Origin of the sequence: Enterococcus sp. DIV1726a (genome assembly GCF_051710985.1) — a bacterium.
In the GTDB taxonomy this organism is placed as follows: domain Bacteria; phylum Bacillota; class Bacilli; order Lactobacillales; family Enterococcaceae; genus Enterococcus_B; species Enterococcus_B hirae.
In genome coordinates this window covers 2,341,007-2,364,541 of sequence record NZ_JBIOLS010000001.1, presented here as the reverse complement: position 1 = coordinate 2,364,541, position 23,535 = coordinate 2,341,007, and the positions used below count along the sequence as shown (strand labels likewise).

Annotated in this window: 25 protein-coding genes; 17 read left to right on the top strand and 8 right to left on the bottom strand. The window is 36.6% G+C overall.

Features of this window, described 5'->3' with window-relative positions; genetic code table 11:
* Positions 1-36: 36 nt before the first annotated feature.
* Positions 37-903: a GRP family sugar transporter gene (locus tag IGJ27_RS10730; RefSeq protein WP_034699888.1), complete on the top strand. Its 867-nt coding sequence runs from the start codon at positions 37-39 to the stop codon at positions 901-903.
* A gap of 36 nt (positions 904-939) precedes the next feature.
* Positions 940-2,319, top strand: a complete 1,380-nt coding sequence (locus IGJ27_RS10725; RefSeq protein WP_010720830.1) for an APC family permease — start codon at positions 940-942, stop codon at positions 2,317-2,319.
* A 222-nt stretch (positions 2,320-2,541) separates the two neighbouring features.
* On the opposite strand, the gene IGJ27_RS10720 is transcribed toward IGJ27_RS10725, so the two are convergent.
* Together IGJ27_RS10720 and IGJ27_RS10715 are read right to left on the bottom strand one after the other, a co-directional pair.
* Entirely contained in the window at positions 2,542-3,729 is a 1,188-nt protein-coding gene (locus IGJ27_RS10720) for a toxic anion resistance protein (protein ID WP_010720829.1), read from the bottom strand.
* A gap of 169 nt (positions 3,730-3,898) precedes the next feature.
* Positions 3,899-4,564 carry a 5-bromo-4-chloroindolyl phosphate hydrolysis family protein gene (locus IGJ27_RS10715; RefSeq protein WP_010737126.1) on the bottom strand — a complete coding sequence of 222 codons (666 nt, stop codon included), beginning with the start codon at positions 4,562-4,564 and terminating at the stop codon, positions 3,899-3,901.
* Positions 4,565-4,789: 225 nt separating this feature from the next.
* On the opposite strand from IGJ27_RS10715, the gene IGJ27_RS10710 reads away from it, so the two are divergent.
* From IGJ27_RS10710 to IGJ27_RS10695, 4 genes are read left to right on the top strand one after another with little or no spacing between them, the layout of a single operon-like run.
* Positions 4,790-5,353, top strand: coding sequence for an NUDIX hydrolase (locus IGJ27_RS10710; protein ID WP_010720827.1), 564 nt, complete (start codon positions 4,790-4,792; stop codon positions 5,351-5,353).
* A 12-nt stretch (positions 5,354-5,365) separates the two neighbouring features.
* Positions 5,366-5,650 carry a cell wall synthase accessory phosphoprotein MacP gene (gene macP, locus IGJ27_RS10705; protein ID WP_010720826.1) on the top strand — a complete coding sequence of 95 codons (285 nt, stop codon included), beginning with the start codon at positions 5,366-5,368 and terminating at the stop codon, positions 5,648-5,650.
* Positions 5,651-5,666: 16 nt separating this feature from the next.
* Positions 5,667-6,359, top strand: a complete 693-nt coding sequence (locus tag IGJ27_RS10700) for a 5'-methylthioadenosine/adenosylhomocysteine nucleosidase (protein ID WP_010737128.1) — start codon at positions 5,667-5,669, stop codon at positions 6,357-6,359.
* A gap of 11 nt (positions 6,360-6,370) precedes the next feature.
* Positions 6,371-6,919 (top strand): cysteine hydrolase family protein, encoded by a 549-nt coding sequence (locus tag IGJ27_RS10695; protein ID WP_178305712.1) that lies wholly within the window; start codon positions 6,371-6,373, stop codon positions 6,917-6,919.
* A gap of 256 nt (positions 6,920-7,175) precedes the next feature.
* Here the strand turns inward: IGJ27_RS10695 and IGJ27_RS10690 are convergent, their stop codons facing one another.
* The 4 genes from IGJ27_RS10690 to IGJ27_RS10675 form a co-directional block, all read right to left on the bottom strand.
* Complete coding sequence (locus IGJ27_RS10690) at positions 7,176-7,760, bottom strand: biotin transporter BioY (RefSeq protein ID WP_178305713.1); 585 nt, start codon at positions 7,758-7,760, stop codon at positions 7,176-7,178.
* Positions 7,747-8,424, bottom strand: coding sequence for a dethiobiotin synthase (bioD, locus tag IGJ27_RS10685; RefSeq protein ID WP_034699883.1), 678 nt, complete (start codon positions 8,422-8,424; stop codon positions 7,747-7,749). The genes IGJ27_RS10690 and bioD overlap by 14 nt, the downstream gene beginning before the upstream one ends.
* Positions 8,414-9,379, bottom strand: coding sequence for a biotin synthase BioB (gene bioB / locus IGJ27_RS10680; protein ID WP_034699881.1), 966 nt, complete (start codon positions 9,377-9,379; stop codon positions 8,414-8,416). The genes bioD and bioB overlap by 11 nt, the downstream gene beginning before the upstream one ends.
* 746 nt (positions 9,380-10,125) lie before the next feature.
* Positions 10,126-12,033 carry a M13 family metallopeptidase gene (locus IGJ27_RS10675; RefSeq protein WP_178305714.1) on the bottom strand — a complete coding sequence of 636 codons (1,908 nt, stop codon included), beginning with the start codon at positions 12,031-12,033 and terminating at the stop codon, positions 10,126-10,128.
* Positions 12,034-12,212: 179 nt separating this feature from the next.
* On the opposite strand from IGJ27_RS10675, the gene IGJ27_RS10670 reads away from it, so the two are divergent.
* The 4 genes from IGJ27_RS10670 to IGJ27_RS10655 all read left to right on the top strand — a co-directional run bounded on the left by IGJ27_RS10670 (position 12,213) and on the right by IGJ27_RS10655 (position 15,841).
* A complete protein-coding gene (locus IGJ27_RS10670) occupies positions 12,213-13,061 on the top strand; it encodes a dihydrolipoamide dehydrogenase (RefSeq protein WP_178305715.1) in 849 nt (282 codons plus the stop codon).
* 81 nt (positions 13,062-13,142) lie between these two features.
* Positions 13,143-14,117 carry a ribose-phosphate diphosphokinase gene (locus IGJ27_RS10665; protein WP_010720818.1) on the top strand — a complete coding sequence of 325 codons (975 nt, stop codon included), beginning with the start codon at positions 13,143-13,145 and terminating at the stop codon, positions 14,115-14,117.
* 176 nt (positions 14,118-14,293) lie between these two features.
* Positions 14,294-15,424 carry a cysteine desulfurase family protein gene (locus IGJ27_RS10660; protein ID WP_063627518.1) on the top strand — a complete coding sequence of 377 codons (1,131 nt, stop codon included), beginning with the start codon at positions 14,294-14,296 and terminating at the stop codon, positions 15,422-15,424.
* Between the two features lie 75 nt (positions 15,425-15,499).
* Positions 15,500-15,841 (top strand): DUF1831 domain-containing protein, encoded by a 342-nt coding sequence (locus tag IGJ27_RS10655; protein ID WP_010720816.1) that lies wholly within the window; start codon positions 15,500-15,502, stop codon positions 15,839-15,841.
* Positions 15,842-15,965: 124 nt separating this feature from the next.
* Here IGJ27_RS10655 and IGJ27_RS10650 read toward each other — a convergent pair whose 3' ends face one another.
* A complete protein-coding gene (locus tag IGJ27_RS10650; RefSeq protein ID WP_178305716.1) occupies positions 15,966-16,742 on the bottom strand; it encodes a hypothetical protein in 777 nt (258 codons plus the stop codon).
* Positions 16,743-16,948: 206 nt separating this feature from the next.
* Between IGJ27_RS10650 and IGJ27_RS10645 the strand changes: the two genes are divergently transcribed.
* On the top strand, positions 16,949-17,560 hold the full coding sequence (locus tag IGJ27_RS10645) for a metallophosphoesterase (RefSeq protein WP_088745620.1): 612 nt from the start codon (positions 16,949-16,951) through the stop codon (positions 17,558-17,560).
* Between the two features lie 155 nt (positions 17,561-17,715).
* On the opposite strand, the gene IGJ27_RS10640 is transcribed toward IGJ27_RS10645, so the two are convergent.
* Entirely contained in the window at positions 17,716-18,009 is a 294-nt protein-coding gene (locus IGJ27_RS10640; protein WP_178305717.1) for a hypothetical protein, read from the bottom strand.
* 570 nt (positions 18,010-18,579) lie between these two features.
* Here IGJ27_RS10640 and IGJ27_RS10635 point away from each other — a divergent pair.
* The 6 genes from IGJ27_RS10635 (at position 18,580) to IGJ27_RS10610 (ending at position 22,704) form a co-directional block, all read left to right on the top strand.
* The gene (locus IGJ27_RS10635; protein ID WP_178305718.1) at positions 18,580-19,218 is read left to right on the top strand and encodes a hypothetical protein; all 639 of its coding nucleotides are present in this window, start codon (positions 18,580-18,582) and stop codon (positions 19,216-19,218) included.
* A gap of 432 nt (positions 19,219-19,650) precedes the next feature.
* Positions 19,651-20,271 carry a hypothetical protein gene (locus IGJ27_RS10630; RefSeq protein WP_178305719.1) on the top strand — a complete coding sequence of 207 codons (621 nt, stop codon included), beginning with the start codon at positions 19,651-19,653 and terminating at the stop codon, positions 20,269-20,271.
* Positions 20,272-20,501: 230 nt separating this feature from the next.
* Complete coding sequence (locus IGJ27_RS10625; protein ID WP_256733904.1) at positions 20,502-21,281, top strand: hypothetical protein; 780 nt, start codon at positions 20,502-20,504, stop codon at positions 21,279-21,281.
* A 98-nt stretch (positions 21,282-21,379) separates the two neighbouring features.
* Positions 21,380-21,664 carry a hypothetical protein gene (locus IGJ27_RS10620; RefSeq protein ID WP_178305721.1) on the top strand — a complete coding sequence of 95 codons (285 nt, stop codon included), beginning with the start codon at positions 21,380-21,382 and terminating at the stop codon, positions 21,662-21,664.
* Positions 21,665-21,702: 38 nt separating this feature from the next.
* A complete protein-coding gene (locus IGJ27_RS10615) occupies positions 21,703-22,014 on the top strand; it encodes a hypothetical protein (RefSeq protein WP_240273605.1) in 312 nt (103 codons plus the stop codon).
* A 78-nt stretch (positions 22,015-22,092) separates the two neighbouring features.
* A complete protein-coding gene (locus IGJ27_RS10610; protein WP_178305722.1) occupies positions 22,093-22,704 on the top strand; it encodes a hypothetical protein in 612 nt (203 codons plus the stop codon).
* The last annotated feature ends 831 nt before the right edge of the window (positions 22,705-23,535 follow it).

The window sequence follows — 23,535 nt, the reverse complement described above, 5'->3', positions numbered from 1 at the left end:
AAGTTTCATATCATGTGAAATAAAAGGAGATTAGTTATGGAAATTTTAATAGCATTAATCCCTATGGTAGCATGGGGAAGTATTGGTTTAGTAAGCGGGAAAATTGGTGGTGATGCCAATCAACAGACATTAGGGATGACGATTGGTGCATTTATCTTTTCATTAGTTGTCTTTTTCATCGTTAGCCCAACAATCACACCATGGATTTTCTTGATTGGATTCCTCTCTGGGTTAGCTTGGAGTGTTGGTCAAAACGGACAGTTCCATGGAATGAAATTTATGGGCGTTTCTGTTGGTTTGCCTTTATCGACTGGTTTTCAATTAATTTTGAATACGATTGCGGGAGCCGTTTTCTTTCATGAATGGACACAAACGAAAGATTATGTATACGGTATCCTAGCTTTAGTACTTCTTGTTAGCGGTGCCTATTTAACAGCACGCCAAGATGATGAAGGAAAAGTTGATACTGACAATAAAATGCTTGATTTTGGTAAAGGGTTTAGAGCATTGATCTATTCAACGATTGGTTATGGTGTTTATACGATCATTGTGAACTGGGCTAACTTGGATGCGATGTCAATCATCTTACCTCAAAGTATCGGAATGATCTTAGGTGCAAGTTTCTTTGCCTTTCGTAAAGTGAAAGTGGATCAATTTGTTTGGAAGAACATGATTTGTGGTTTGCTATGGGGAATTGGGAACGTGTGCATGCTCTTAACTGTTAAATCACTTGGTTTAGCTGTTGGATTTTCATTATCACAGATGGGGATTATCATCTCAACTTTAGGTGGTATTTTCATTTTGGGAGAAAAGAAAACGAAAAAAGAACTTGTTTACGTTATTGTCGGTTGCCTTTTAGTCATTTTAGGTGGTATCATTTTAGGGTATATGAAAACGGCTTAATGGCCGTTTTCCAACCTAAAATAGGGAGGTACTGCCATGGATTTGTTTCGTAAGAAAGAAATCAATCTCAACCACACAAGTGGGATGAAGAAAGATCTGAAAACGTCCGATTTAATTATGCTTGGAATTGGCGCAATTATCGGCACAGGAATATTTGTAGTGACAGGGGTTGCGGCCAATCAAAATGCGGGTCCAGCACTGTCACTTTCATTCGTTTTAGCTGCAATCGTTGTCATTTTATCGGGGTTAAGCTTTGCTGAGTTTGCCTCACGTGTGCCAGTCATTGGTGGCCCGTATGCGTATCTTTATGTTGTTTTTGGTGAATTTGCCGCCTGGTTAACAGGTTGGTTGTTGATTGGCGAATTTCTATTAGCAGTTTCGTCGGTTGCTTCCGGCTGGTCTGGTTATGTTCAAGGGTTCTTGGAAGGATTTGGAGTCCATTTACCACAAGCCTTGACCAGTGGTTATAATCCTGACAATGGCACCTATGTCGATTTGATCGCAGTGTTCGTTGTCATATTTGTGACATACATCGTTTCTTTAGAAGCCAAAAAAGCATTAAGATTGAATAATATCATGGTTTTTGTGAAATTCGGTATTATTGCATTATTTATCGTTGTAGGGATTTTCTTTGTAAAACCTGAAAACTGGCAACCATTTACACCATTTGGTTTTTCAGGCGTTTTAGATGGAGCAGCTCTAGTCTTCTTCGCTTTCTTGGGATTTGATTCAGTTGCAATGGCAGCCGAAGAAGTGAAAGAGCCACAAAAGGACGTTCCTCGAGGGATCATTGGTTCGATCTTGATTGCCACAGCTTTATACATCGTAGTTACCTTGATTTTAACGGGGATTGTTCCGTTTACTGAATTAGGGGTCAGTGACCCAGTTGCCTTTGCGATGCGTTACGTTGGTCATGGAACAATCGGAGCTGTGATTGCAGTCGGTGCCATTTTGACGCTCTTGACCGTAACGATTTCTATGATGTATTCGCTAGCTCGGTTATTGTTTGCTGTAAGTAAAGACGGTCTTTTACCTAAATTTATGACAGAGATCGATGAAAAGCATCGGACGCCTAGAAAGGCGACTTTTGTAGCTGGGGTAGCGGCTTTATTTTTCGCTGGTTTCTTCCCATTGAATATTCTCGCTGAACTAACAAACATCATGGCGTTGACCTATTTGATGTTAGTCAGCTTAGGATTACTTAAACTAAGAAAAATGTTTGGTAAACCAAAAGCCGGTGAATTTAAAGTGCCATTTGTACCGATATTACCGATCATATCTATCGGTACATGCTTGGTATTGATGCTTCGTTTACAACCAGTCACATGGATCGTCTTCGGTATCGTGATGGCGATTGGATTAGTGATTTACTTTGGTTATGGGTACCAACATAGTAAAATGAATCAACAAAATTGATGATTCGTGCTTTTCAAACGACCTAGGTTTAGAACCTATAGCGTAATTTGATAAGACGAGTGTAAGACATCTTGAGTCCTTCGATGAATTGGTTAGCCAAATTCATTTTGAAGGATTTCGAGGTGTCTTTTCTATCCTTTTAAAGCATAAAAAAGATGTTGGCGAATTTCACCAACATCAAAAAGTATAGAGCCTTTTTTGATTGATCCATGCAAAATAGTCTTATTGTGTTAAATCGAGTAATTTTTGTTTCAAGTCGTCTTCCATATGACCAAGTTCGACTTCTGCATGACGACGTTTTTCTTTTCCTTCTTTTTGGATGCGTAATGTTTCTTGGATCGTTTCGATCAAATCATTTTGAGTTGTTTGTAAGGTTTCAATATCAACGATCCCACGTTCATTTTCTTTTGCTGTTTCAATAGCAGAGATTTTCAACATTTCTGAATTTTTCTTCAATAGATCATTGGTTGTCTCAGAAACTTGACGTTGGGCAGTTACCGCATCTTTTTGGCGAAGTAACGTCAAGGCGATCACTACTTGGTTTTTCCATAGAGGGATCGCTGTTGCGATTGATGCTTGGATTTTTTCTGCTAACGCTTGGTTAGTATTTTGGATTAAACGGATCTGTGGTGCTTGCTGGATAGTGATCTGTCTTGCCAAACGTAAATCATGGGTTCGTTTGTCTAAACGATCTAGAAATTGAGTATAATCATTTGCAATTTGAACATCCATTTGATCGCCTGTTTCTTCGGCTTTTTTCATTGCTTTAGGAATGATCGTTGTTTGAAGTTCTTCCATCTTCAATTCGCCAGCTGCGATATAAATATTCAGTGCATCAAAATAATCTTTGTTTTTTTGATAGAGTTGTTCGAGCATCAAATTATCTTTTAAAAGCCCGTCTTTTTCTTTTTCTAGTTTAACAGAGATTTTATCGATTTGGGCACCGATCTTTTGATATTTTGCAGTCACTTCATAAATCGATTGTTTTACTTTGCCAAACATCCGTTGGAAAATATTGCCTTCGCCAGCTCGCAATTCATCAGGATTTGCTTCTTGCAGACGATACATCAATTCAGTCAATGAATCTCCGACAGGACCAATATCTTGTGCCTGTACATGATTTAACATGGATTGTGAAAATTCACTTAACTTCGTTTGAGCAGCAGAACCGTAGCTGATCACCGACTGTGCATCTGAAACATCGATTTTAGCTGCTAGCTCTTTGGCTTGCTCTTGTCGTTCAGCAGGTAGTTTATCAATCAAGCGTGCAGCGGTTTGTTGTTCTTGCAAAGCATTGATTTCTGACTGTTGTGTTTGGGTTAATTTATCTGTTGGGGTAGAGAACGGATTATTTAACAAATCATCTAACGTGTCATTTACAGGTGTTACCTCTTTAGGTTTATTATCCATTTAAAACTCCTCCTCGTGGTTCAATGTGATGCGATAGGTTCAATGTTATCATTTTTGTAAAAAAACAGTTGTTCATCTTATTCATCTATTATAAAGGATAAACAAAAGAAAGGATAAGCAAAAGGAGTGTCTAAGAAACAAAACACTCCTTTATGATTCTATTAACCGATCATTGAGATTGATTGTTATCATCAGATAGATTCTCTCGTTTTAAGCTTTGTTTCGCAACTGATATTTCTACATCTAGATCATCTAAATCTTCAGAGACAAATTGTTGATAGTCTTGAGCAATCAGATGTGCTAGTTGATCAATGATTTGTGAACTTTCTTCGAGCTTTTCATAAGTCTGTTTGTTTTTGATTTCATGGTCGTTGATCTCAATATATTTATTGGTCAAATCGACTAAGTTTGGTAAGTGAGTATAAAGAAATTGACTTGCTTCGTGTAATCGGTTGGGCTCTTTCACCAATGCTTTGAAGAGTGCTTTGGCCGCCTTCACTGTATCGTGACGAAGATCGACAGCTTTTAGTTTGGCTGTTTGTTGCATGTTTTGTTGCAATTGTTCAATTTCGACTTTCGTTTGATTCATTGTCTGTCTAAAGAAAGTAATCTCACTAGGTGTCATCCCGCTTTTTGTATAATGTGATTCAAGTTCATCAGATAAATCGGGCATTTCATTTTTTGCTGATTTTTTCTTGCCAGAGCCAAAGATTCCCCAAATCACTAAAGCTGCGCCGATAATCAAAATGACTGTTACTAAAGAAAAGTGACCTTGACGAATCAAAAGAAACACCAACAATAGACCTAAGATCCATCGCCAATTTAATTTTCGCATAATAAGCCCTCCATATATATTCCATCCATTTTAAGTAATGAAGCGTTGTTCTCATTTCCACCCTTATTTTAGCACACTCAACCTAAGAAAGAGTATGGGACTAAAGGAGGATTTTGTAGATTTAGAGAATTTCTAAGGTTTAGTTATGGTAAACTAAAAGAAAACTCTAGAAAAATTGAAAAGTAAACGAAAAGCGGGTATTATTACAAAGAAAGTGGGAGAAAGATGCTTGAATATGAGCAATTTGAAGAAAAAACGATCGAACGAAAAGAAATCTATCACGGAGCAATCATCGATGTTGCAGTAGATGACGTCCGCCTGCCAGATGGGAAACTTGCCAAACGTGAATTAGTGTTTCATCCGGGTGGTGTAGGGATCATCGCATTTGATGATCAGGATCGTTTATTATTAGTGAAACAGTTTCGGAAACCATTAGAAAAAGTGATTTTGGAGATCCCTGCTGGGAAAATCGATCCAGAAGAAAGCCAAACACCGGAACGTACCGCTGCAAGAGAACTGGAAGAAGAGACTGGGTATCGGGCAGGAAAGCTCAAACATGTTTCATCTATGTATCTTTCACCAGGATTTGCAAATGAGATCATGCATATTTATCATGCGATTGATTTACAGAAAGTAGAGAATCCGTTGGCTCAAGATGAAGATGAGGTGCTTGAATTATATGCACTGACTTTCGCAGAAGCTAAACAAGCAATAGATGATCAACTGATCTGTGATGCGAAAACCATGTATGCGATCCAATATTGGGAGCTATTGATTAAAGGAAAGTAGAGGGATCGGCTGATGGCCAAAGGACCGCTGATTACGAGAAGTGAATTACGTAAACGACAGCAGGCGCAAGCCCAAGAGTCATTAAAACGGCAAAGAAAAGAAGAGGCTGCTTATCAGCAAGAAGAAAAGAAAATTGCTAGTTTTTATCGAAAGGAACAAAAACGGAACAAACCTATCACAAAAACAAGAATCGGTGAACGTGAAAAAACGACGAAGTGGAATTCATTTTTGATGAAATCCTTGATTATTGTTATTCTATTATTGTGTGTCGTATTTTTTGCGGTCGCATTTATTTAGAAAGAAGGAAAAAGCTATGAAAATCGGTATTATCGGTGCAATGGAAGAAGAAATCAAAATTTTAAGAGAAAAGCTAAGTGAACCCTTGTCATGGGAACGAGCAGGAGCATTGTTCATTTCAGGCTCTTTAGGAAGACATGAAGTAATTGTGGTTCGTTCAGGAATCGGTAAAGTTTTGGCATCAGTCACTACTAGTTTATTGATCCAACAATATGGTGTAAATATGGTCATCAATACAGGTTCAGCGGGTGGTATCGGACAAGGGCTACAAGTAGGCGATATCGTAATCTCTGATAAAGTAGCTTATTTCGATGCAGATGCAACCGGATTTGGCTATAAGCCAGGACAAATACCAGGGATGCCGCTTTATTATGAAGCAAGTACGTATCTTCGCACAGAGATGGCAAGAGCAGCCAAAGCGATAGATCTGAATGTGAAAGAAGGCTTGATCGTTACTGGAGATACGTTTGTTGATTCTTCCGAAAAAGTAGAAGAGATTTTAACAAACTTTCCAGATGCGTTGGCTTGTGAAATGGAAGGAGCGGCTGTTGGACAAACGGCTCGTCAGTTCAATATTCCTTTCTTGATCGTTCGTGCGATGAGTGATACTGCTGATCATGCAGCGACACAAACCTTTGATGAGTTTATTGAAGATGCAGGGAAACGTTCTGCTGAGATGGTAATCGAATTTGTCAAACATCTTGTATAAGGAGCCCATTAATGAAAGCATTGATCTCGATTGATTACACGTATGATTTTGTGGCAGATGACGGGAAATTAACGACAGGTAAAGCTGGGCAAGTGATTGAACAAGCAGTGACGACTCACACGAAAAAGTTTATCGAAGAGGGAGACTTTGTGGTGTTTGCGATTGATGCGCATGACCCATCCGATAACTTCCATCCTGAAAATAAACTATTTCCTCCGCATAACGTGATTGGCACCAATGGTCGTGCCCTTTATGGTTCGCTACAAGCTGTTTACGAAAGCGCCCAAGAACAAGCCAATGTCTATTGGATCGATAAGCGGCATTACTCTGCTTTTAGTGGAACAGATCTAGATATTCGGCTCCGTGAGCGGGGGATCACTGAACTCTATTTGACTGGCGTATGTACGGACATTTGTGTGTTGCACACAGCTGTTGATGCATATAATTTAGGCTATCAACTGTTTATTTTTGAAGATGCTGTAGCTAGCTTTGATCCAGTCGGTCATGACTGGGCACTACGTCATTTTGAAACAGTCCTCGGGGCAACGTTGATCAAGTAAATATATAATAAGCTTGTTAATGATTTGTGGGCCTCACTGGTTCATGAAGTAACCAGATCGTTCTGTTGTACATTCTGTCGTACGATAGAGTAAGTCAATACGGAAAAATAAACCGATGGGGGACTGGGACAAAGTTGTCTCAACCTCTTCTTCGGTTTATTTTCTTTCATAATTTTGTAAGATTTTTTAAGTCAATCAGTATCCATTTTAAGCCGATGGTTCGATTCTTTTCCAATCGCTGAAATAGCGGCTTTTATTAGGAGATAAAGAGTTGGTTTGCTAGTTTGTGCTTATGAATGAGTGGCAATAACTTATAGGTAAGCAAACTAGCTACGAACACAAGTAAGATATCGCAACTTAAATCAATCAATGTCGAAACTGCTAGCACACTGTAAAGAACATTCGTTTCTTTAAGGTAAAAGAATAAAATCAAGCATTTATACAACAGACCGATTAAATAGAGATAAAGTAATCCTGAATAGTTAATGATCAGGATTTTTTTTAATGGGAGCCATTTTCTGCGCCAGAACAATTTTGACAGTGTAGCTTGAATCAGTGGGAAAGTTGCAAAAGATAGTAGAAAGCCAAAACTAGGTTTAAAAATATAAAAAATCCCTCCGCCACTAGCGAAAATCGGTAATCCAATGAGCCCTAGGATCAAATAACTGAATGTGACAATGAGCCCGTATTTTGTTCCTAATAAAGGATAAAGCAGATAAATCGTTATAATTTGTAAAGATAAATAATCGAATAGTGGTAACGGAATCACTAGTTTTGCTGTGATGATCAATAATGCCATCATCATCGCCATCATGGTGATATCTCGCCTATTTGTATACATTTAAATGCCACTCCTTACTAAGTTCTCTTTTTTTTGTTCTCGATTTTAACCAATGAGTTAAATCCTCTAAATAGGGTAATTTGCCAATTTGTGTGATTCCTGTCTTATCTGTCATCCATTGGCTTAAATCTTCCATGTCATTCTTTTCATTTGCTTTACTTGAATTAAAAACCAGACCTGCTATTGGAATGTTTTCGCTTTGTAATAAACTAGTCGTTAGCAACGTATGATTGATTGCACCTAAATAATTATCCGAAACGAGAATAACCGGTAATTGCAAAAGTTTGATCATGTCTAACATGGTTTGCGAGTCATTAATGGGAGAAAGCAGACCACCTGCTAATTCAAAAATCGTGGGTCGATTTTTTTTCAAGACAACATTTGCTTTTTCCTTCAAGACAAGTAGATCGATCCATTGATGTTCTTTTCTGCTAGCGATATGTGGAGATGCTTCTAATGACATTGAATAGAAATGAACAATATTTTGTTTCTCAATATGGCAGGCTTGATAAAAATCTGTATCAGGAAACGGTCCTGTTTGGATCGGTTTCACGAGTAACGGTTCCTGATTTGTCAGATCACGTAAATATTCATAGAGTAAGACACTGATCACTGATTTTCCACAATCGGTATGAATCCCGCAAATAATATAATTATTCTTCATCACAGACACCAGCCACAACTAAACCTAAACGATCAAGCATTTTTTGATCTTCAGAAATAGGTGCTCCTTTCTCTGTCAAATAGTTGCCTAAAAAAATAGAATCCACGATCAATAAAGCAAATGGTTGGAGTTCTCCTAAATGAAACTCTCTTCCGGCACTTACCCTAAGTTCTGTAGTAGGGAATAGTAACCTCAGCATGGTTAAGATTTTTAAACATTTCATAGGGGTTAATTCATTGTGTTCCTCAAACATTGTTCCAGCAATTGGAAGTAAAAAATTGACTGGAACGGAATAAGGCTCTTGATCTTTTAAGTCAAAAGCCAGATCGACTAATTGTTCATCTGTTTCTCCCATGCCACAAATAAAACCAGAGCAAATATTCATTTTGTGCTGACGAAGTTTGTTTAATGTTTCTAACCGATCATCATAGGAATGGGTTGTTGTGATGTTTGGGTAATTATCTCGACTAGTATTAAGATTATGATTCAACCGATCTACTCCACACGATTTTAAATAATCAATTTGTTCCTCTGTAACTAAGCCAATGGATAAACAAATCTCAATCGACATTATGCTTTTGATCGTTTGAATTGCCTCACCTAAAAGGTGGATTTCTTTTTTTGATGGGCGTGTTCCGCTTAACGCAATACAAAACACACTGGAATGATTCTTTTTAGCAATCAACGCTTTACGAATGATTTCTTTTTTGGGTAATAATCCATATGTTTCAATCGTTGCAGAACTTTTTTTTGATTGCGCACAATAACCACAATCTTCTCTACACAAGCCGCTCTTAGCATTCAGCAATGTATTCAGACGGATGATATTTTGTGACTTGTTTGTTTTGAGCTGAAGGGCTTGTGCATAATACCCCCATAAATTAGTTTTGTCTTTTAGTATCTCCAGACATGTTGTTTTTGTTAGCGGAACACAAGGTTCGAATAGATTTTCCATAAAAACACCTCTTTACTTTCGTTAACTAATTTTATTACAAAGGTTAACGAAAATAAAGGGGTAAATGAAATGATGCAGTTTTATGACTATTTATGGTCGGAAAGAGTAGATAACACTAGAGAACAGTGAAGGAAGATGGAAGGATTTATTTTTCTTTATTAAGTGGATTTGGTTTGTGGGTAGTCAAAATGAGCTTGGTAGAAAAGTAAATGATAATATTAAGAGAGGTTGAGACAAAAGTGTTCAGCATCAAGAAATAAGAAGGAATTTCCGAAGATGCTACTTTTGTCTCACCGTGAACAAGAGGTCGTGAAAAGAGTGTGTTGACCTGAGCGCTCACCAAGTAAAAACTGCGACGAGTAATCGCAGGAGCATTAAGGATGGAAATCTCGAAACAGCTTCCCATGTTTTGAGATTTTTTGACTTATCGCCGAAGGTCAGCTCTTTGAACACCGTGAATCAGAGGTCGTGAAAACATCGGGTAGCTCTGATGACAATAAGAAAGAATTTTTTGAAACAGCTCCTCATGTTTTGAAAAATTCAGGCTTATTTCAAGGAGCTGATGTTTGAACACCGTTTATCCGTTTTTAGAGATACTAGAAAAGACTGAGACAACTTTTGTCTCAGTCCCTCGTAAAGAGAAAAATAGTGTTCAAACAACCGCTCCTTGAAATAAGTCAATTTTTTTATATGAGAGGTTGTTTCAAAAAATTTTCTTATTGCCATTGGAGCGTTTTTTAACTGTATTACCAGATATGCACTCGTTTTTCAGGTGGAAGATACATCGCGTCTTTTTCAGTGATCGCAAATGTGTCATAAAATTCCATCAAGTTTTGGGGTTGGATATTGGCACGTAATTTAGCAGGGGCATGAACGTCGATTTGTAACAACAATTGTTGGTATTCTTTTTTTGCTTTTGTCCGCCAAATCGTCGCCCAGCTGATGAAAAAGTCTGCTAGTGAGTGATCTGCTTCGGTTTTTGCTGCTTCTAAAGCACAACTTAGACCGCCCGCATCTGCTATATTTTCTGAAACAGTAAGCTTACCATTAACAGTACCATCAGCAAATGATAAGCCATCAAATTCTTCGATCATTGCTTGGGCTTTTTCTTGGAAGTGCGCTAGATCTTCTTCCGTCCACCAGTTATTTAAATTACCATATTCATCGAATAAGGCACCATTATTATCGAAGGCATGAGAGATTTCATGGGCGATGACGGCACCGATCCCACCGTAGTTTGCTGAACTTGATTGTTCTAAACTATAAAATGGTGCTTGTAAAATAGCAGCTGGAAAAACAATGACATTTCTGAAAGGGTGGTAATAGGCGTTGACTGTATCAGCACTCATTTCCCATTCCGTCCGATCAACAGGTTGATTCCAGCGACCAAAACGTTCTTTCAATTCGATTTTGCTGAAGGCTAAAGCGTTGGAAAGCAAGGTTCCGCCTTCTTCTTGTGTCACTGTGTGGTACTTCGTATATAACGCAGGGATTTGGTCTGGATAGCCGACCTGAACTCCTAGTTTATCTAATTTGATGATCGCTTTTTTTCGAGTAGTATCGCTTAACCAGTTGTTTTTTTCTAAACGATCTTTATAGACAGAGATCATTTTTTCGATCATATGCTCAACATCTTTTTTGGCCGCTTCACCAAAGTATTTTTTGCCATAATAATCGCCAACGACTTGGTCAAATTGACCTGAAGCTAAGTAATAGGCAGCTTTTTTCTGCGGCATGGCTTCATCTGTGCCTGAGAGTGTCCGTGAGAAGATTCCGCTGATTTGTCTAAAGTCTTCTGATAGATAGCTACTCAACGAACGAATCGTTCGGACGATCATCCAGCTTTTGATCAATTGAAAATGTTCTGTGGTTAGTAGTTCGCCTAACTGTTCAAAATAAACAGGATCCGTCACGATTACTTTATCCGGTGTGGTACCAATCAATCCGACTGTCAACTTTTCCAGATCCAGTTTATCGGTATAGTGGATGAAGGTGTCAAATGACCGGGGATTGTACATTTTGCTATAATCCGCTTTTTCTTCCGCACTTTTAACATGAGGCGCAACCAATCGATCAAATTGGATGGCTTGTTCAACGATTGCCTCTGCTTGGCTTTTTTCTTTTCCGGTTAATTCAACGAGTTGGACCATCATATCAAAGAAAACGCCTAATAGTTGCGCACCATTTGGATGTTCTGCAGTATAGTAAGTTTTGTCAGGTAAAAATAATGAAGGGGGATAGGCAAATAATGCGTTTGTTTGTGCATTTTTCATATCCGCATCGACATCTAAGCTAAACGGTAAAGGTAAACTATCCAATGTCCAAGTAGGAAATTGTTGGTTCAAGTCTTCAAAAGAATCGATTTTTTCAATTCGTTCAATTAAAGGAAGCAATGGTTTAGCAGCTAACTGGTTTCTTCGATCATAATCATTAGCTAATTGATAAAAATGAAGAAAGTGACGCATCATATCTGATTGGACTTTATCAGGTTCAGCCAGCATATGATCAATATCTGTCATCAAAAGATCATCGATACCGTCAACTAAGTCCTGGAAACCGCCAGTGGCTGGTTTATCAGCGGGGATCTTGGCTGTTTTTAGCCATTCTTCATTCACAGCTTCAAAAAAGTCTTGCTTTATAAGTTCTTTGTTCATTCGGTTATCGCTCCTTTTTATCTAATGTTCCTATTATCATATAAAAACAGCGAATAAACAAATAGAAAGAGGAAAGAAGCACTTGTTGGGGTCTTGCCGTAGGCACAGCAGAACTAGTCTATCTGATTTGTTTTTCTCCTTATTTCACTTATAATAAAAAAGACGGAGGTGATTCGTTCTTGAAAACTGTATTTGAACAATCAATCGAATGGAATCTAGATGGTATCAAGAAACGGTTAAGCGCTGTGGAACAGTTGGCGATGAAGGATGAAGAAAAGAGTTACGCTTTAATTTTTGAAGATGGTAGTTATGTCATCCTAGATCAAAACAAACAACCAATAGAATACGGTCCTGCGAGCCACTCCTACCCAGATGCAAGAAAAGCTTATCAACTCGTACCGATGACTGAAGCAGAAGTCACCAATATTTCTCGTTGGCTTGCAGATAATCGTGAAAAAGCTTTGATTGCGCCAAAGGAAAACGGACAAGAACTTTTGGATTGTTGGGTGGGATTGCCTGAACAACGGTTTTTAAACTATAAAAATTGGCGGACACCGTCTGGCTATCTTTGTGGGACCTATGCTGCAACTGTCCTTATTGCTTATTACCAAGATTTTCAAAACGAATTGTTTTTCTCTCCAACGTTACGTGAAAAAGGAACGAAAGACCATGCGCAACTAAGTGAAGCATTACGCCAAGCGATCCAGCCGCTAGGACTTCCGACGGTTCCCGGTCAAGTCAGTCATGGTATCACGAAGTTTTTAAAACATACAGGAAATCGAGTGTCTGCTAGAAGTACGATGCTTGGTTCTTGGCAGCGAGCGACTAAACGGATTCGCCAAGGAAAACCTGTGATCTTAGGGGTGTTGAAAGTATTAGGGAGCACCTATGGCAATCATTGGGTCACTGCATATGCATATTATCAATCCTCTTCTGGAGAACGCTTTTACAAAGTTCATGACAACTGGGGCAACACGGATCAATTGATTCCTGCTAGTTGGTGTAATGGAACTGTTTCGCTGCCTTAAAAATTATTTACAGAAATTACCAGAAAAACTGGAAAAAATATGTTAAACTATCGAAGAAGAGAGAACAATAGGGAGGACAACATGAGTAAAAAGTATCAGGATGACACATTGAAAATCTTTAGCTTGAATGGGAATCGACCACTGGCAGAAAAAATTGCCAAGGTGTTTGGAACGGAGCTAGGAAAAAGTGTCGTAAAACAATTTAGTGATGGAGAGATCTCAATCAATATCGAAGAAAGTATTCGTGGGGATCATGTTTATATCGTGCAATCAACCAATCAGCCAGTTAATGATTATTATATGGAATTATTGATCATGATCGATGCGATGAAACGTGCCAGTGCAAAAACAATCAATGTTGTGTTACCTTATTACGGTTATGCCAGACAAGACCGTACAGCAAAACCACATGAACCGATCACAGCTAAATTGATTGCTAATTTGATCCAAGAAGCTGGCGCAACTCGTGTGCTGACATTGGATTTGCATACAGTTCAAGTCCAAGGATTCTTTGATATCCCTGTAGATAACTTATTCACAATGCCATTGTTTGCTCACTATTACCGAGAACTTGGTTTAACAGGTGACGATATTGTTGTCGTTTCACCAAAAAATAGTGGTGTCCAACGTGCAAGAAGTCTTTCTGAATATTTGAATAGTACATTGGCGATCGTGGATCACGCCGATGATGCAGATGAAAATAGTGGATATGTGATTGGCGATGTCCAAGGAAAAACATGTATCATGGTCGATGACATCTTGAATACTGGTGCAACGCTTGCTCGAGCTGCTAATGTTTTGAAAGAAAACGGAGCAAAAGAGGTTTATGCTTGTGCTTCACACGGCTTGTTGTCTGTTCCTGCAAAACAAATTTTAGATGATGCACCGATTAAAGATATCTGCATCACTGATTCTGTATTTACTCAAGAAGAACGTCATCCTAACAATTTAACGATTGTTACTTGTTCAGAGTTGATGGGAGAAGCGGTTAAACGAATTCATGAAAATACACCAATGAGTCCATTGTTCCGTCTAGAAGAAAAAGTATTTGATTAATCATTTTTTGTTAAGTGATGAAATAAAATTCGTTCGACAATCGTGGTAGCACGAATTGTGGAACGAATTTTTTTCTAAAAGTTGGGAAACTATCCTGGTTTAGCGATTGTTTCTTTGGTAACTTTCTTATTTTATGCTAGAATGTGCCTAGTTCTATTTGGAAGGGATGAAAGAAGTTGGAAAAAATCTATTTGGATCATGCAGCGACGACGCCCATGCATCCCTACGTCATTCAAGAAATGACCACAATGATGCAAGAAACCTTTGGGAATCCTTCGAGTATCCATGGCTTCGGCCGAATTGCCCATGAAAAGTTAGAAACAGCAAGACAACTTATTGCTGATAGTTTACAAGTCAATGATCATGAAATCATTTTTAATAGTGGAGGGACAGAAGGCGATAATACAGCGATCCTTGAAACGGCTTTTTCACGAAAAAAAGACGGGAATCATTTGATCACTACCGCTATCGAACATCCTGCTGTCTTGAATACAATGAAATATCTGGAAACACAAGGCTTTGAAGTCACGTATTTACCAGTAGATGAAAAAGGCAATATTTCACTAACTGACTTTGATGAAGCATTAAGCGATGAAACGATTTTAGTCTCGATCATGTTTGGGAATAATGAAATCGGGAATTTGATGCCAATCAAAGAAATCGGCGAACGGTTGCGGGAACATCCTGCTTATTTTCATACCGATGCAGTTCAAGCTTATGGGAATCAGACGATTCATCCAAGGGAGTTAGGTGTGGATTTACTTAGCATCTCTGCCCATAAAATCAATGGACCAAAAGGCGTAGGATTTTTATATAAAAAAGATGGCATAAATATTCCTTCACTACTTTTAGGTGGAGAACAGGAAGAAAAGCGGCGAGCAGGTACTGAAAATCTCGCAGGTATTTGGGGAATGGCGCAAGCGGTCAAACTTTTAACTGCCGAAGAACGTGAAGCTCGAAGTGAAAAATATGCTGGATTCCAAGAATTGATTTTGAATACCTTGGAAAAAGAAGGAATTTCTTATCAAGTCAATGGTGATTTAAACAACAAATTACCACATGTGTTAAACCTTCGATTACCTGGTGTTGCGAATGACTTACTTTTGATGAAGTTGGATCTTAATGGGATTGCGATATCTACTGGGTCAGCATGTACAGCTGGTAATATCGAACCTTCGCATGTGCTGGAGGCAATGTATGGGAAAGATACACCAATCCTTAAAGAATCCATACGAATCAGTTTTGGTTACGGCAATACCAAAGAAGAAGTCCAACGTTTTCTTGATGTATTGATCCAATCAATCTAAGTTGGAAAAAACCTAGTAAATGATGCAAGAAACTTTTATAATAAAAGTAGAAATCAATTTACCGAGGTGAAAATCATGGCATTTGAAAAAACAGCCACAGTTTTAGGAGCAAAAACAAGTTATCGTTTACATCCAGATGCAAAACGTTACACTTTGAGAGACAATGGATTTACCGAAACAAATGGCGGCAATTATCAGTTGATCCGTCCGCTAGATGCAACCCCACAAAGCAAAGAAGGGTTTAAACTAAAAATCACTGTTTCAAAGGATATCCAAACACTAAAAATGTCTATTACGACAGCTAACGGATTGAAAGCAGTCAATATTTTTAAAGACGACCGACAAAAAATGAGTCAAGATAAATTTTATTTTTTGATGGATGGTATGATCAGCCGAGGATTATTTGAAAAAGTCTAAGGAAGTCGAACGTATCTATCATTGTTGCCAGTAAAAAAAGCAAAGAGAACAGCTAGTAAAGCTGATTTCTTTGCTTTTTTACTATCTATTGAAACGGGACAATCGCTAGAGAATAACCATTCCTCTATTCTACTTTTGTCCACTCATCTAAGGATTTACCATTTTCATCAATGATTTCTAACCAGCTGTTTGTTCCACCGAAGTAGAGTAACAGACTTGCTTCATTGACGCTTTTGACGATAATATCTTTGCTCGTTTTATTTTCTACAATGCTATCTTTATAATCATCACGTAATTTATCCCCATATTTTGCCGCATAACTGACGGAACCGTCTTTATTTAAAGGAGCTTTCGCTAATAGTATAGCCCCCTTTTTGATCAATAATTCATTTCGACTGATCCAATAAAGTGTTGCCTGACTGTTTCTAAAATTAACGGTAAAAGGGATCTCACTAACTTCTTTCGTCCAACGATGTCTTGCTTTTGCCGGCTTTTTCTTTTGAGGACTGCTTTTTTCTAAAGAGTAACCAAATACTGCCAAGATTTTTGTGATTTCTTCGACTGGTTCTGCTAACTTTTTGACTTGTACTTGAGGGATCGTTTCTTTTGCGGAATCATCGATTTCTACTGTCAATCCTGTTGATTCTGCCTGTTCTTGAAGTAGGTAGCTTAGATGACTGGCTTCAAGATCCCAAGGAAGTTGAACCAATACGATGTGATCCCAACTTTTAGGTACCACGGTTTGACCGATTGCGATACATTGTTTGTTTTTGAAAAATAGATAAAGTGAATGATCAGGTAGAGCTGGTTTTTCTTTTGTGATAGTCATCTTCCCATGTTCATTTGGTAACGTAATCTCGATTGCTGAAGGAGTCAGAGTAGTATGAAAGCTGATAGGCATAATCAATACCTCCTGTTTTTCCTTAAGTTTACCATGATTTACTTGTGATTACTTTTTTCTAGCATTGTACACAATGGGCAATGAGAACAATGAACAACCGCTTTTTAGTTAAACAGACAATCACTTTTGCTAGAAAAAGAGCTAATATTTGTTTAATTCTTTGATGTTGTTTACCCTAAAAGAAAAGGAAGTAAGAAGGGGTCCATATGAATTTTTTTATTAGTGATATGCACTTTTTTCATAAAAACTTGTTAGGCAAAAATGATTTTGCCCCTCGTTTATTTGCTAGTGTGGAAGAAATGAATCAGCAGCTAATAGATAGTTGGAATAAAGTTGTCAAAGAAACCGATCACGTGTATCACTTAGGCGATCTGGCGATGCATCCACAATATGAAAAAGGTAGCCAAGACATACTGGAGTTGGTGCAACAACTCAATGGGACAATCCATTTGATCAAGGGGAACCATGACAGCCGTGCTTTTTTCAGGTATTTAGAAAAACATGATCCAGGAAACAAGGTTGGTTCAAAAAAGTTTTATTTTTATGATGTCGGAACTATCATCAAATTCAATCATCAGCAATACTATTTGACTCATTATCCAATGTTGCTGGGATCAAACGATAGTATCCGTAATCTTCATGGACATATCCATCATTATAGTGTACCGATCGGTAATGATGTGAATGTCGGTGTAGATGCGCCAGAAAGAGAACTGTTGAAAGTGCAACAACCCTTTGGCACACCGTTGTCAGAAGATGACATTGAAGAAATTTACGAAGCCAAACAACAAGAATTAGCACGTCTGAAACAAAAATAAGAGCATGAAATACTTCTGCTAGTCTATAAAAAATAGGCCTCTTAAGTTCGTCTGATAAGGCGAACTTAAGAGCCTTTTTTAATTCCTTTGTATATTACTTTGATTGTTTGAATGTAACGAAAGGTTTTTCTTTGTCGTTAATCAGATGAATCTCTTCATAAATTTATTTCACGATAATGACATAATGTAGAGAAACTATATCTGGAAAAAAACGCTCGTTCTCTCCCAAAAATAATATTTCTGGGCTGAGCGGTATTCAATAAATCATAGATATCGTAATTTGGCTTTTGTTCAAAGGTTTGACTAAAGGGAGCGTATTTATTTTTGGGAAAATCATCGTATTCAGTCAGCTGATCATTAGTCGTTGTATCTACATGGTCATTAGTGACAGAGACAGCAAACAAAAGTGTCCATAAACAGGTAACGATATAAAAGAATTCAAATTCCACGGGTATTTCACTTAAGTTTTTATGGTAAAATAATAACAAATGAAAAATAATTGTATATCTTTAAATTTATATTATATATGTTTTTTTATTAAGATGTAAAACAAGGGGTAACAGCTAGGACGAAATAAATTAAAGCATAATTGTGAGCGGTATTGTTTTTCTTTTACAATAATATCATAGATTATTATAAATTTCATTTAGAGGGTTATAGAAAGGGGAATAAACTTAGTCAATAATTATAATATTTATATGTTATTAAATTTTAGTTTTTATTTAATTTAAAATAACGTTTTTTTGGAAAAAATTAACTTTTTTGCTGAATCTAGATTTTGTAATCGATTATTTCTAGAAAAAATGGTAAAAGGGTAGTTTTTTTTATAAATGTTTTTTTCACAGATTATGATAATTCTATTTTACTTTGTTCATTAATATAAAAGGAGAAGATGAGAATGAAGGCTTATCTAGTTGGTTTGGTGCTATCCATGTCAGTGTCTATATGGTTTGGGATAGAGGTGTTTAGAACAGTCAATCAAAAATACATAAACAGATGAACTTTTAAGGAGTGAGGCAATGTTACCATTAACAAGTAAGACATGTACGAAGCTTTCGAAGATTTTCTTGGCTTGTAGTATTTTGCCGTTGGTTTTACTAGTAATAGCTTTTTACGGCAACGGCATGTTTAATCAATTATTTGTAGGTATCAAAAATGTAGCATACATATATTATCCTGGTTGTTTACTAAGTGGGCTTAGTTTGTTTTTTTCTACAAGATCCTATTCAAAAACGTTAAAAAGAAATGCTACTTTCATTCATTTTAGCTATGTTTACTGTATTGTTCTCGTTTTTATCGGTTTTGTAGGTATCAAAAGATATGATTTTTTCATTGTACTAATTGCTTATTTACTGCTATCTATCCGATTATTGAAAAAAAACACAAACAATCAGAAAAAGATAGCAATCGTTTGCTTGGGAATACCGATGTTATTTTCAACAGGATTCTTTCTCAAAATCAATTACGAGCTACTAACTTCGGGGACTAGCTGGGAATTGATTGGTTATGTGATTCTACTGAGTTGGTCTGGGTTAATTGGACTTATTCTCTCATTAAACATCAATAACGAGAACAGAAAAGTCAAATGGATGCTCTTAGGGTTGAATTATATATTTGCTGCTTATTTCCATATCGTCATTCTGATTATTGGTCTATAACTACAATCAGATAGTCGATAAAGGCAAGTGATTGAAAGATGAAATGTTTTTTTAGATAATCAGTTGGCACCTAAAAAAGGGGAGTTATTGTATTTTTTCACTAAAAAGTAAGGATTATACGAAAGTCCCATTAATTTTATTAACTATTTCGATTGTTTTCATAAGTTTTTATTTTATTCCTGACAAGAAGGCAAATCCAGCATTTTTTTCGTTTACATATATGAGTGTTAGATTAGTGGCGGGATCAATTTGATTATTCCACCAAAATATAAAGAACTGAAAGGAATCATTATATTCCTTAATTTGTTCTGTATTATCTTGGTTTTAGAATGTTGGTTTCGTTCTTTCTTATCATGGTGTCAGGATTGATCGGTTTATTTTCTGTTACATTTTTAAAAAATTAGTTAGAAAAATAAAAAAGGAGTGGTACAAATGCTATCGCTAGACAGTAAAACGTGTATAAAGGTTTCAAGAAATTTCTTAATCGGTAGTTTTTTCTTAATGATGTTGATGATTGTTGGTTTGCTTGGTAAAGTTTATGGATTTATTCCGTTAAGTGATCTTCCAGAAGGAAGTCTGATGATTTTCTATTATCTTAGCTGTTTGCTCAGTGGTCTCAGTTTGATTTTTTCTACAGGTACGCATTCAAAAATTTTGAAACGGACAGCGGCGATTATTCATTTTAGTAGTGTTTATTGGTTTTCTCTTTTTATTTTTGCTTTTCTTTTCTATGTACTTTTTTTAATCGTTCTTTATTTGTTCTTAGCTATCGTTTTACTGACAGCAAGCAAGCAGAAATGGCTAGCGATCACTTTCTTCGGGATACCGATGATTATTTCAACTGGCTTTTTTATCAAGCTCAATTACGAACTAATCCTTTATGGGGGACGATGGTCATGGGACACCATTGGATACATAGTCATTCTTCATTTATCAGGTTTAAGTGGTCTGATTCTTTCAGCGCAGCTCGATAAGGGAAAAGCCAAGTGGATACTTTTGGGTATTAATTATTTATTTGCAACTTATTACCATATCTACATCTTTCTTCATTGAGACGTCTTACATACATATCGATTACTGGAAAGGAAAGTAGCTTGTTAGAATATAAAAAGGTTTTTTGTTAGAAAGGAGTAGTATGGATGTTGTCGCTAACAAGTAAGACCTGTACGAAGTATTCAATGATTTTCTTCGTCTGTAGCATTTTTCTAGGTACATTATTGGTAATGAGGGGCTCTGTTGGGATAATTGTGAAATCTTTTCACAACCTTTCAGAAGTAAGTTTAGTGTTAATCTATTGTCTTTGCTTTTTACTCAGTGGACTTAGTTTGTTGTTTTCTACCGGAGTGTATGCCACCCCTTTAAAAAAATGGACAGCTATCGTTCATTTTGGCTGTCTTTATTGGGTTTTATATATTTTTATCGGTTTTATTGGTATTCAAAGAAATGATTTAATTGCCTATTTGCTACTAACAATTTGGCTACTGAAAAAAAAGGATCAGAAACGCGAGGCGATCATTTGTTTGGGATTGCCAATGGCTTTGTCAGTCGGACTTTTTATAGAGATCAGTCTAGTGTTCATCTATTATCTTTGTTGTTTACTCAGTGGACTCAGTTTGCTTTTTTCTACTGGTGTACATTCAAAACTTTTAAAAAGATGGGCAGCTTTCATTCATTTTGCTTGTATTTTTGGAGTCGTATTTATTTTTATCGGCTTTGTTAGTATTGCAAGATTTGATTGGCTTATTGCGCTAATTGCTTATTTGCTACTATCTATCTGGTTAGTGAAAACAAAAGATCAGAAACGAGTAGCGATCATTTGTTTAGGATTACCAATGATCTTGTCAGCTGGCTTTTTTATCAGGGTCCACTACAGTTACCTTACCTCTGGGGATTATTTGCGTACGCTTGGATTTTTGATTTTACTAAGTTTGTCTGGGTTGGTTGGTCTTATTCTTGCGGCGAACCTCAAGAACGAGAATAGAAAAGTCAAGTGGGTTCTCTTAGGGATCAATTATTTTTTTGCAACCTATTTCCATATCGTCGTTTTGATTTTTGGTCTATAACTATCAGGTATTTGACAAAGGCAAGTGTTTAGGAGAGATGAGTATTCTTATTAAAAATACTAAAAAATGTGTTTGAAGAATGAAAAGGAGAGAAGAAAATGATCCCATTAAAAAGTAAAACCTGTACCATCATTTCATTTGTTTTGTTAGCGTTATCTCTTAGTGTTGCTTATGTTGGCTATATCCAAACAGATGAGCTTAAGTTTCTATTGTTAGTGAGGATTACGTGTTGGTTATTAGGTGGCGCTAGCCTTTTCTTTGCTACCAAGATCAAATCTAATTATCTAAAAATAGTAGTGATCCTTCTAAATTTTATCAGTCTCTATAATTGGCTGTATAGCTGGCTTGATAATTGGTTTGATATTTGGCGACGATTTAATTGAATCGGTTTGGCATTTTTTAAATTATTGAAGGAGAAAAGATGAAAAAAATAGTTGACCATAAAGGGCTATGTCTTGCTATGATTCTATCGATTAGTTGTTTCCTAACGCTGTACTATATTTATGATTTTTACTTAGATATCGAAGGGTTATTTTTAGAATTATTGATGATTATTCTTGGTATTACAGGAATTTACTTATCAATGAAGATCCGACAGACACGTTGGCGATGGTTCTTATTAGGGATCAATTATTTTTTTTGCTACCCATTTGCAAATACTTGTCGTTTTCAATACCTTTGTGAAATTTTTTTGGCAATGAGCGTAAAAATAAGAGCAAACGAACTTAAATGAGTAAGAACCAAGCAATGAACGGTGAGAGAAATGTTTCTATTGAAATTAGATCCAGTCTATAAAAAAGGAGCTGTGTGGATGATTTCAAAAAATAGTAAAACCTGTACGATTGTTTCGTTGGGGTTGTTAGGTAGTTGTATCGCTTTAGGTGTTTTGCCATTCGTTATAAAGGAACAAGCAGCGTGGTTGCTCTTATCCTATTATTCTTGTTGCGTGTTGAGTGGAGTCAGCTTGATTTTTTCGAGAGGTAGCCGGTCTAAGTTCTTAAGAGGATTCGTCGTGATTGTCCATTTTCTTTGTGTCCATGGACTTGCCATTTTTATCGTTTTAGGACTTTTTATTTTTGAACCCTCTGGTTGGTTAATAATTATGGTAGGATTGTGCTATTTATTTGTATCAACGATGCTATTTTTTAGTTCACAAAAAAAATGGGGAAAAATGGTTATAGTTAGTTTACCATTGCTATTTTCACTTGCCTGTTTTATTTGGGGGAATTACTTATTAGCTGGACATTTTTCTTGGGAGATAATTGGGGCGTTGATTTTACTGACTTACTTTGGCTTGATTGGACTTATTCTTTCCGCACAACTCGAGGATGGAAAAATCAAGTGGGTATTACTAGGGATCGATTACTTCTTTGCTACTTATTTTCACGTGGTCTTTCTGCTCTACATAATTTTTGATTTATAAGGATAAATTGACGAATGAAAACGGTTGAAATGGATCAACGGTTTGTATAAAAAGTGAGAAAAATAAATGTAAACGAAAAAAGTCTAGACGATAAAAAAGGAGATGTATGAATGTTTCTAGAAAAAGTAAAACCTGTGTGATTGTTTCGTTAAGTTTATTAAGCATTTGTATTATTTTAATTGCTATGCCCGTCGTTATAAAAGAACAAGCAATATGGTTGGTCTTATTCTTGTTGCACAACTCGAGGATGGAAAAATTAAGTGGGTATTACTAGGGATCAATTACTTCTTTGCTACTTATTTTCACGTGGTTCTTTTGATTAACGAAATTTCTTGGCTATAAAGAATAAGTTAAGAGTGAGGGAAAAGCAAAAAATTAATTGGCTAACAGGTAGTAATTAGTTCTTCACCACCTACTTTAAGCAATTTATTTATTAATAGAAGGCTATATTTTTTAGGAATATCCCTTGGTTTTATTATGCTTATTGTACAAGATACAACGTTGATTTTCTTATGCGATCGATTGTTTCTTGTTGGAGATGCAGTAGAGGGAGCTTGCTTTTTTTGAAAGTATTGCTTCTCAAGGATTAAAAAGATTAGTGATTATACTTAATCTTATTTGTATCTATGGTTGGATTTGGCTTTATTGTCATAGCGGATGAAAGGAGGGAAAAAGTGAATAAAAAATTTTATTTAATATGTCTAGGTTTGTCTATGTTTTGGTCAATTAGTAGCTTAGTATGTGTGCATTTTTATTATGGAGTAAATAGCCCCCAAGGACTGTTTTTAATCATGAGTATGATTATACCTGGAATAATTGGGCTCTACTGCT

Bases quoted from the DNA above. Each gene is read 5' to 3' on its own strand.
- IGJ27_RS10730 (WP_034699888.1), top strand. From the start codon at position 37: ATGGAAATTTTAATAGCATTAATCCCTATGGTAGCATGGGGAAGTATT.
- IGJ27_RS10725 (WP_010720830.1), top strand. From the start codon at position 940: ATGGATTTGTTTCGTAAGAAAGAAATCAATCTCAACCACACAAGTGGG.
- IGJ27_RS10720 (WP_010720829.1), bottom strand. From the start codon at position 3,729: ATGGATAATAAACCTAAAGAGGTAACACCTGTAAATGACACGTTAGAT.
- IGJ27_RS10715 (WP_010737126.1), bottom strand. From the start codon at position 4,564: ATGCGAAAATTAAATTGGCGATGGATCTTAGGTCTATTGTTGGTGTTT.
- IGJ27_RS10710 (WP_010720827.1), top strand. From the start codon at position 4,790: ATGCTTGAATATGAGCAATTTGAAGAAAAAACGATCGAACGAAAAGAA.
- macP (WP_010720826.1), top strand. From the start codon at position 5,366: ATGGCCAAAGGACCGCTGATTACGAGAAGTGAATTACGTAAACGACAG.
- IGJ27_RS10700 (WP_010737128.1), top strand. From the start codon at position 5,667: ATGAAAATCGGTATTATCGGTGCAATGGAAGAAGAAATCAAAATTTTA.
- IGJ27_RS10695 (WP_178305712.1), top strand. From the start codon at position 6,371: ATGAAAGCATTGATCTCGATTGATTACACGTATGATTTTGTGGCAGAT.
- IGJ27_RS10690 (WP_178305713.1), bottom strand. From the start codon at position 7,760: ATGTATACAAATAGGCGAGATATCACCATGATGGCGATGATGATGGCA.
- bioD (WP_034699883.1), bottom strand. From the start codon at position 8,424: ATGAAGAATAATTATATTATTTGCGGGATTCATACCGATTGTGGAAAA.
- bioB (WP_034699881.1), bottom strand. From the start codon at position 9,379: ATGGAAAATCTATTCGAACCTTGTGTTCCGCTAACAAAAACAACATGT.
- IGJ27_RS10675 (WP_178305714.1), bottom strand. From the start codon at position 12,033: ATGAACAAAGAACTTATAAAGCAAGACTTTTTTGAAGCTGTGAATGAA.
- IGJ27_RS10665 (WP_010720818.1), top strand. From the start codon at position 13,143: ATGAGTAAAAAGTATCAGGATGACACATTGAAAATCTTTAGCTTGAAT.
- IGJ27_RS10655 (WP_010720816.1), top strand. From the start codon at position 15,500: ATGGCATTTGAAAAAACAGCCACAGTTTTAGGAGCAAAAACAAGTTAT.
- IGJ27_RS10650 (WP_178305716.1), bottom strand. From the start codon at position 16,742: ATGCCTATCAGCTTTCATACTACTCTGACTCCTTCAGCAATCGAGATT.
- IGJ27_RS10645 (WP_088745620.1), top strand. From the start codon at position 16,949: ATGAATTTTTTTATTAGTGATATGCACTTTTTTCATAAAAACTTGTTA.
- IGJ27_RS10635 (WP_178305718.1), top strand. From the start codon at position 18,580: ATGTTACCATTAACAAGTAAGACATGTACGAAGCTTTCGAAGATTTTC.
- IGJ27_RS10630 (WP_178305719.1), top strand. From the start codon at position 19,651: ATGCTATCGCTAGACAGTAAAACGTGTATAAAGGTTTCAAGAAATTTC.
- IGJ27_RS10620 (WP_178305721.1), top strand. From the start codon at position 21,380: ATGATCCCATTAAAAAGTAAAACCTGTACCATCATTTCATTTGTTTTG.
- IGJ27_RS10615 (WP_240273605.1), top strand. From the start codon at position 21,703: ATGAAAAAAATAGTTGACCATAAAGGGCTATGTCTTGCTATGATTCTA.
- IGJ27_RS10610 (WP_178305722.1), top strand. From the start codon at position 22,093: ATGATTTCAAAAAATAGTAAAACCTGTACGATTGTTTCGTTGGGGTTG.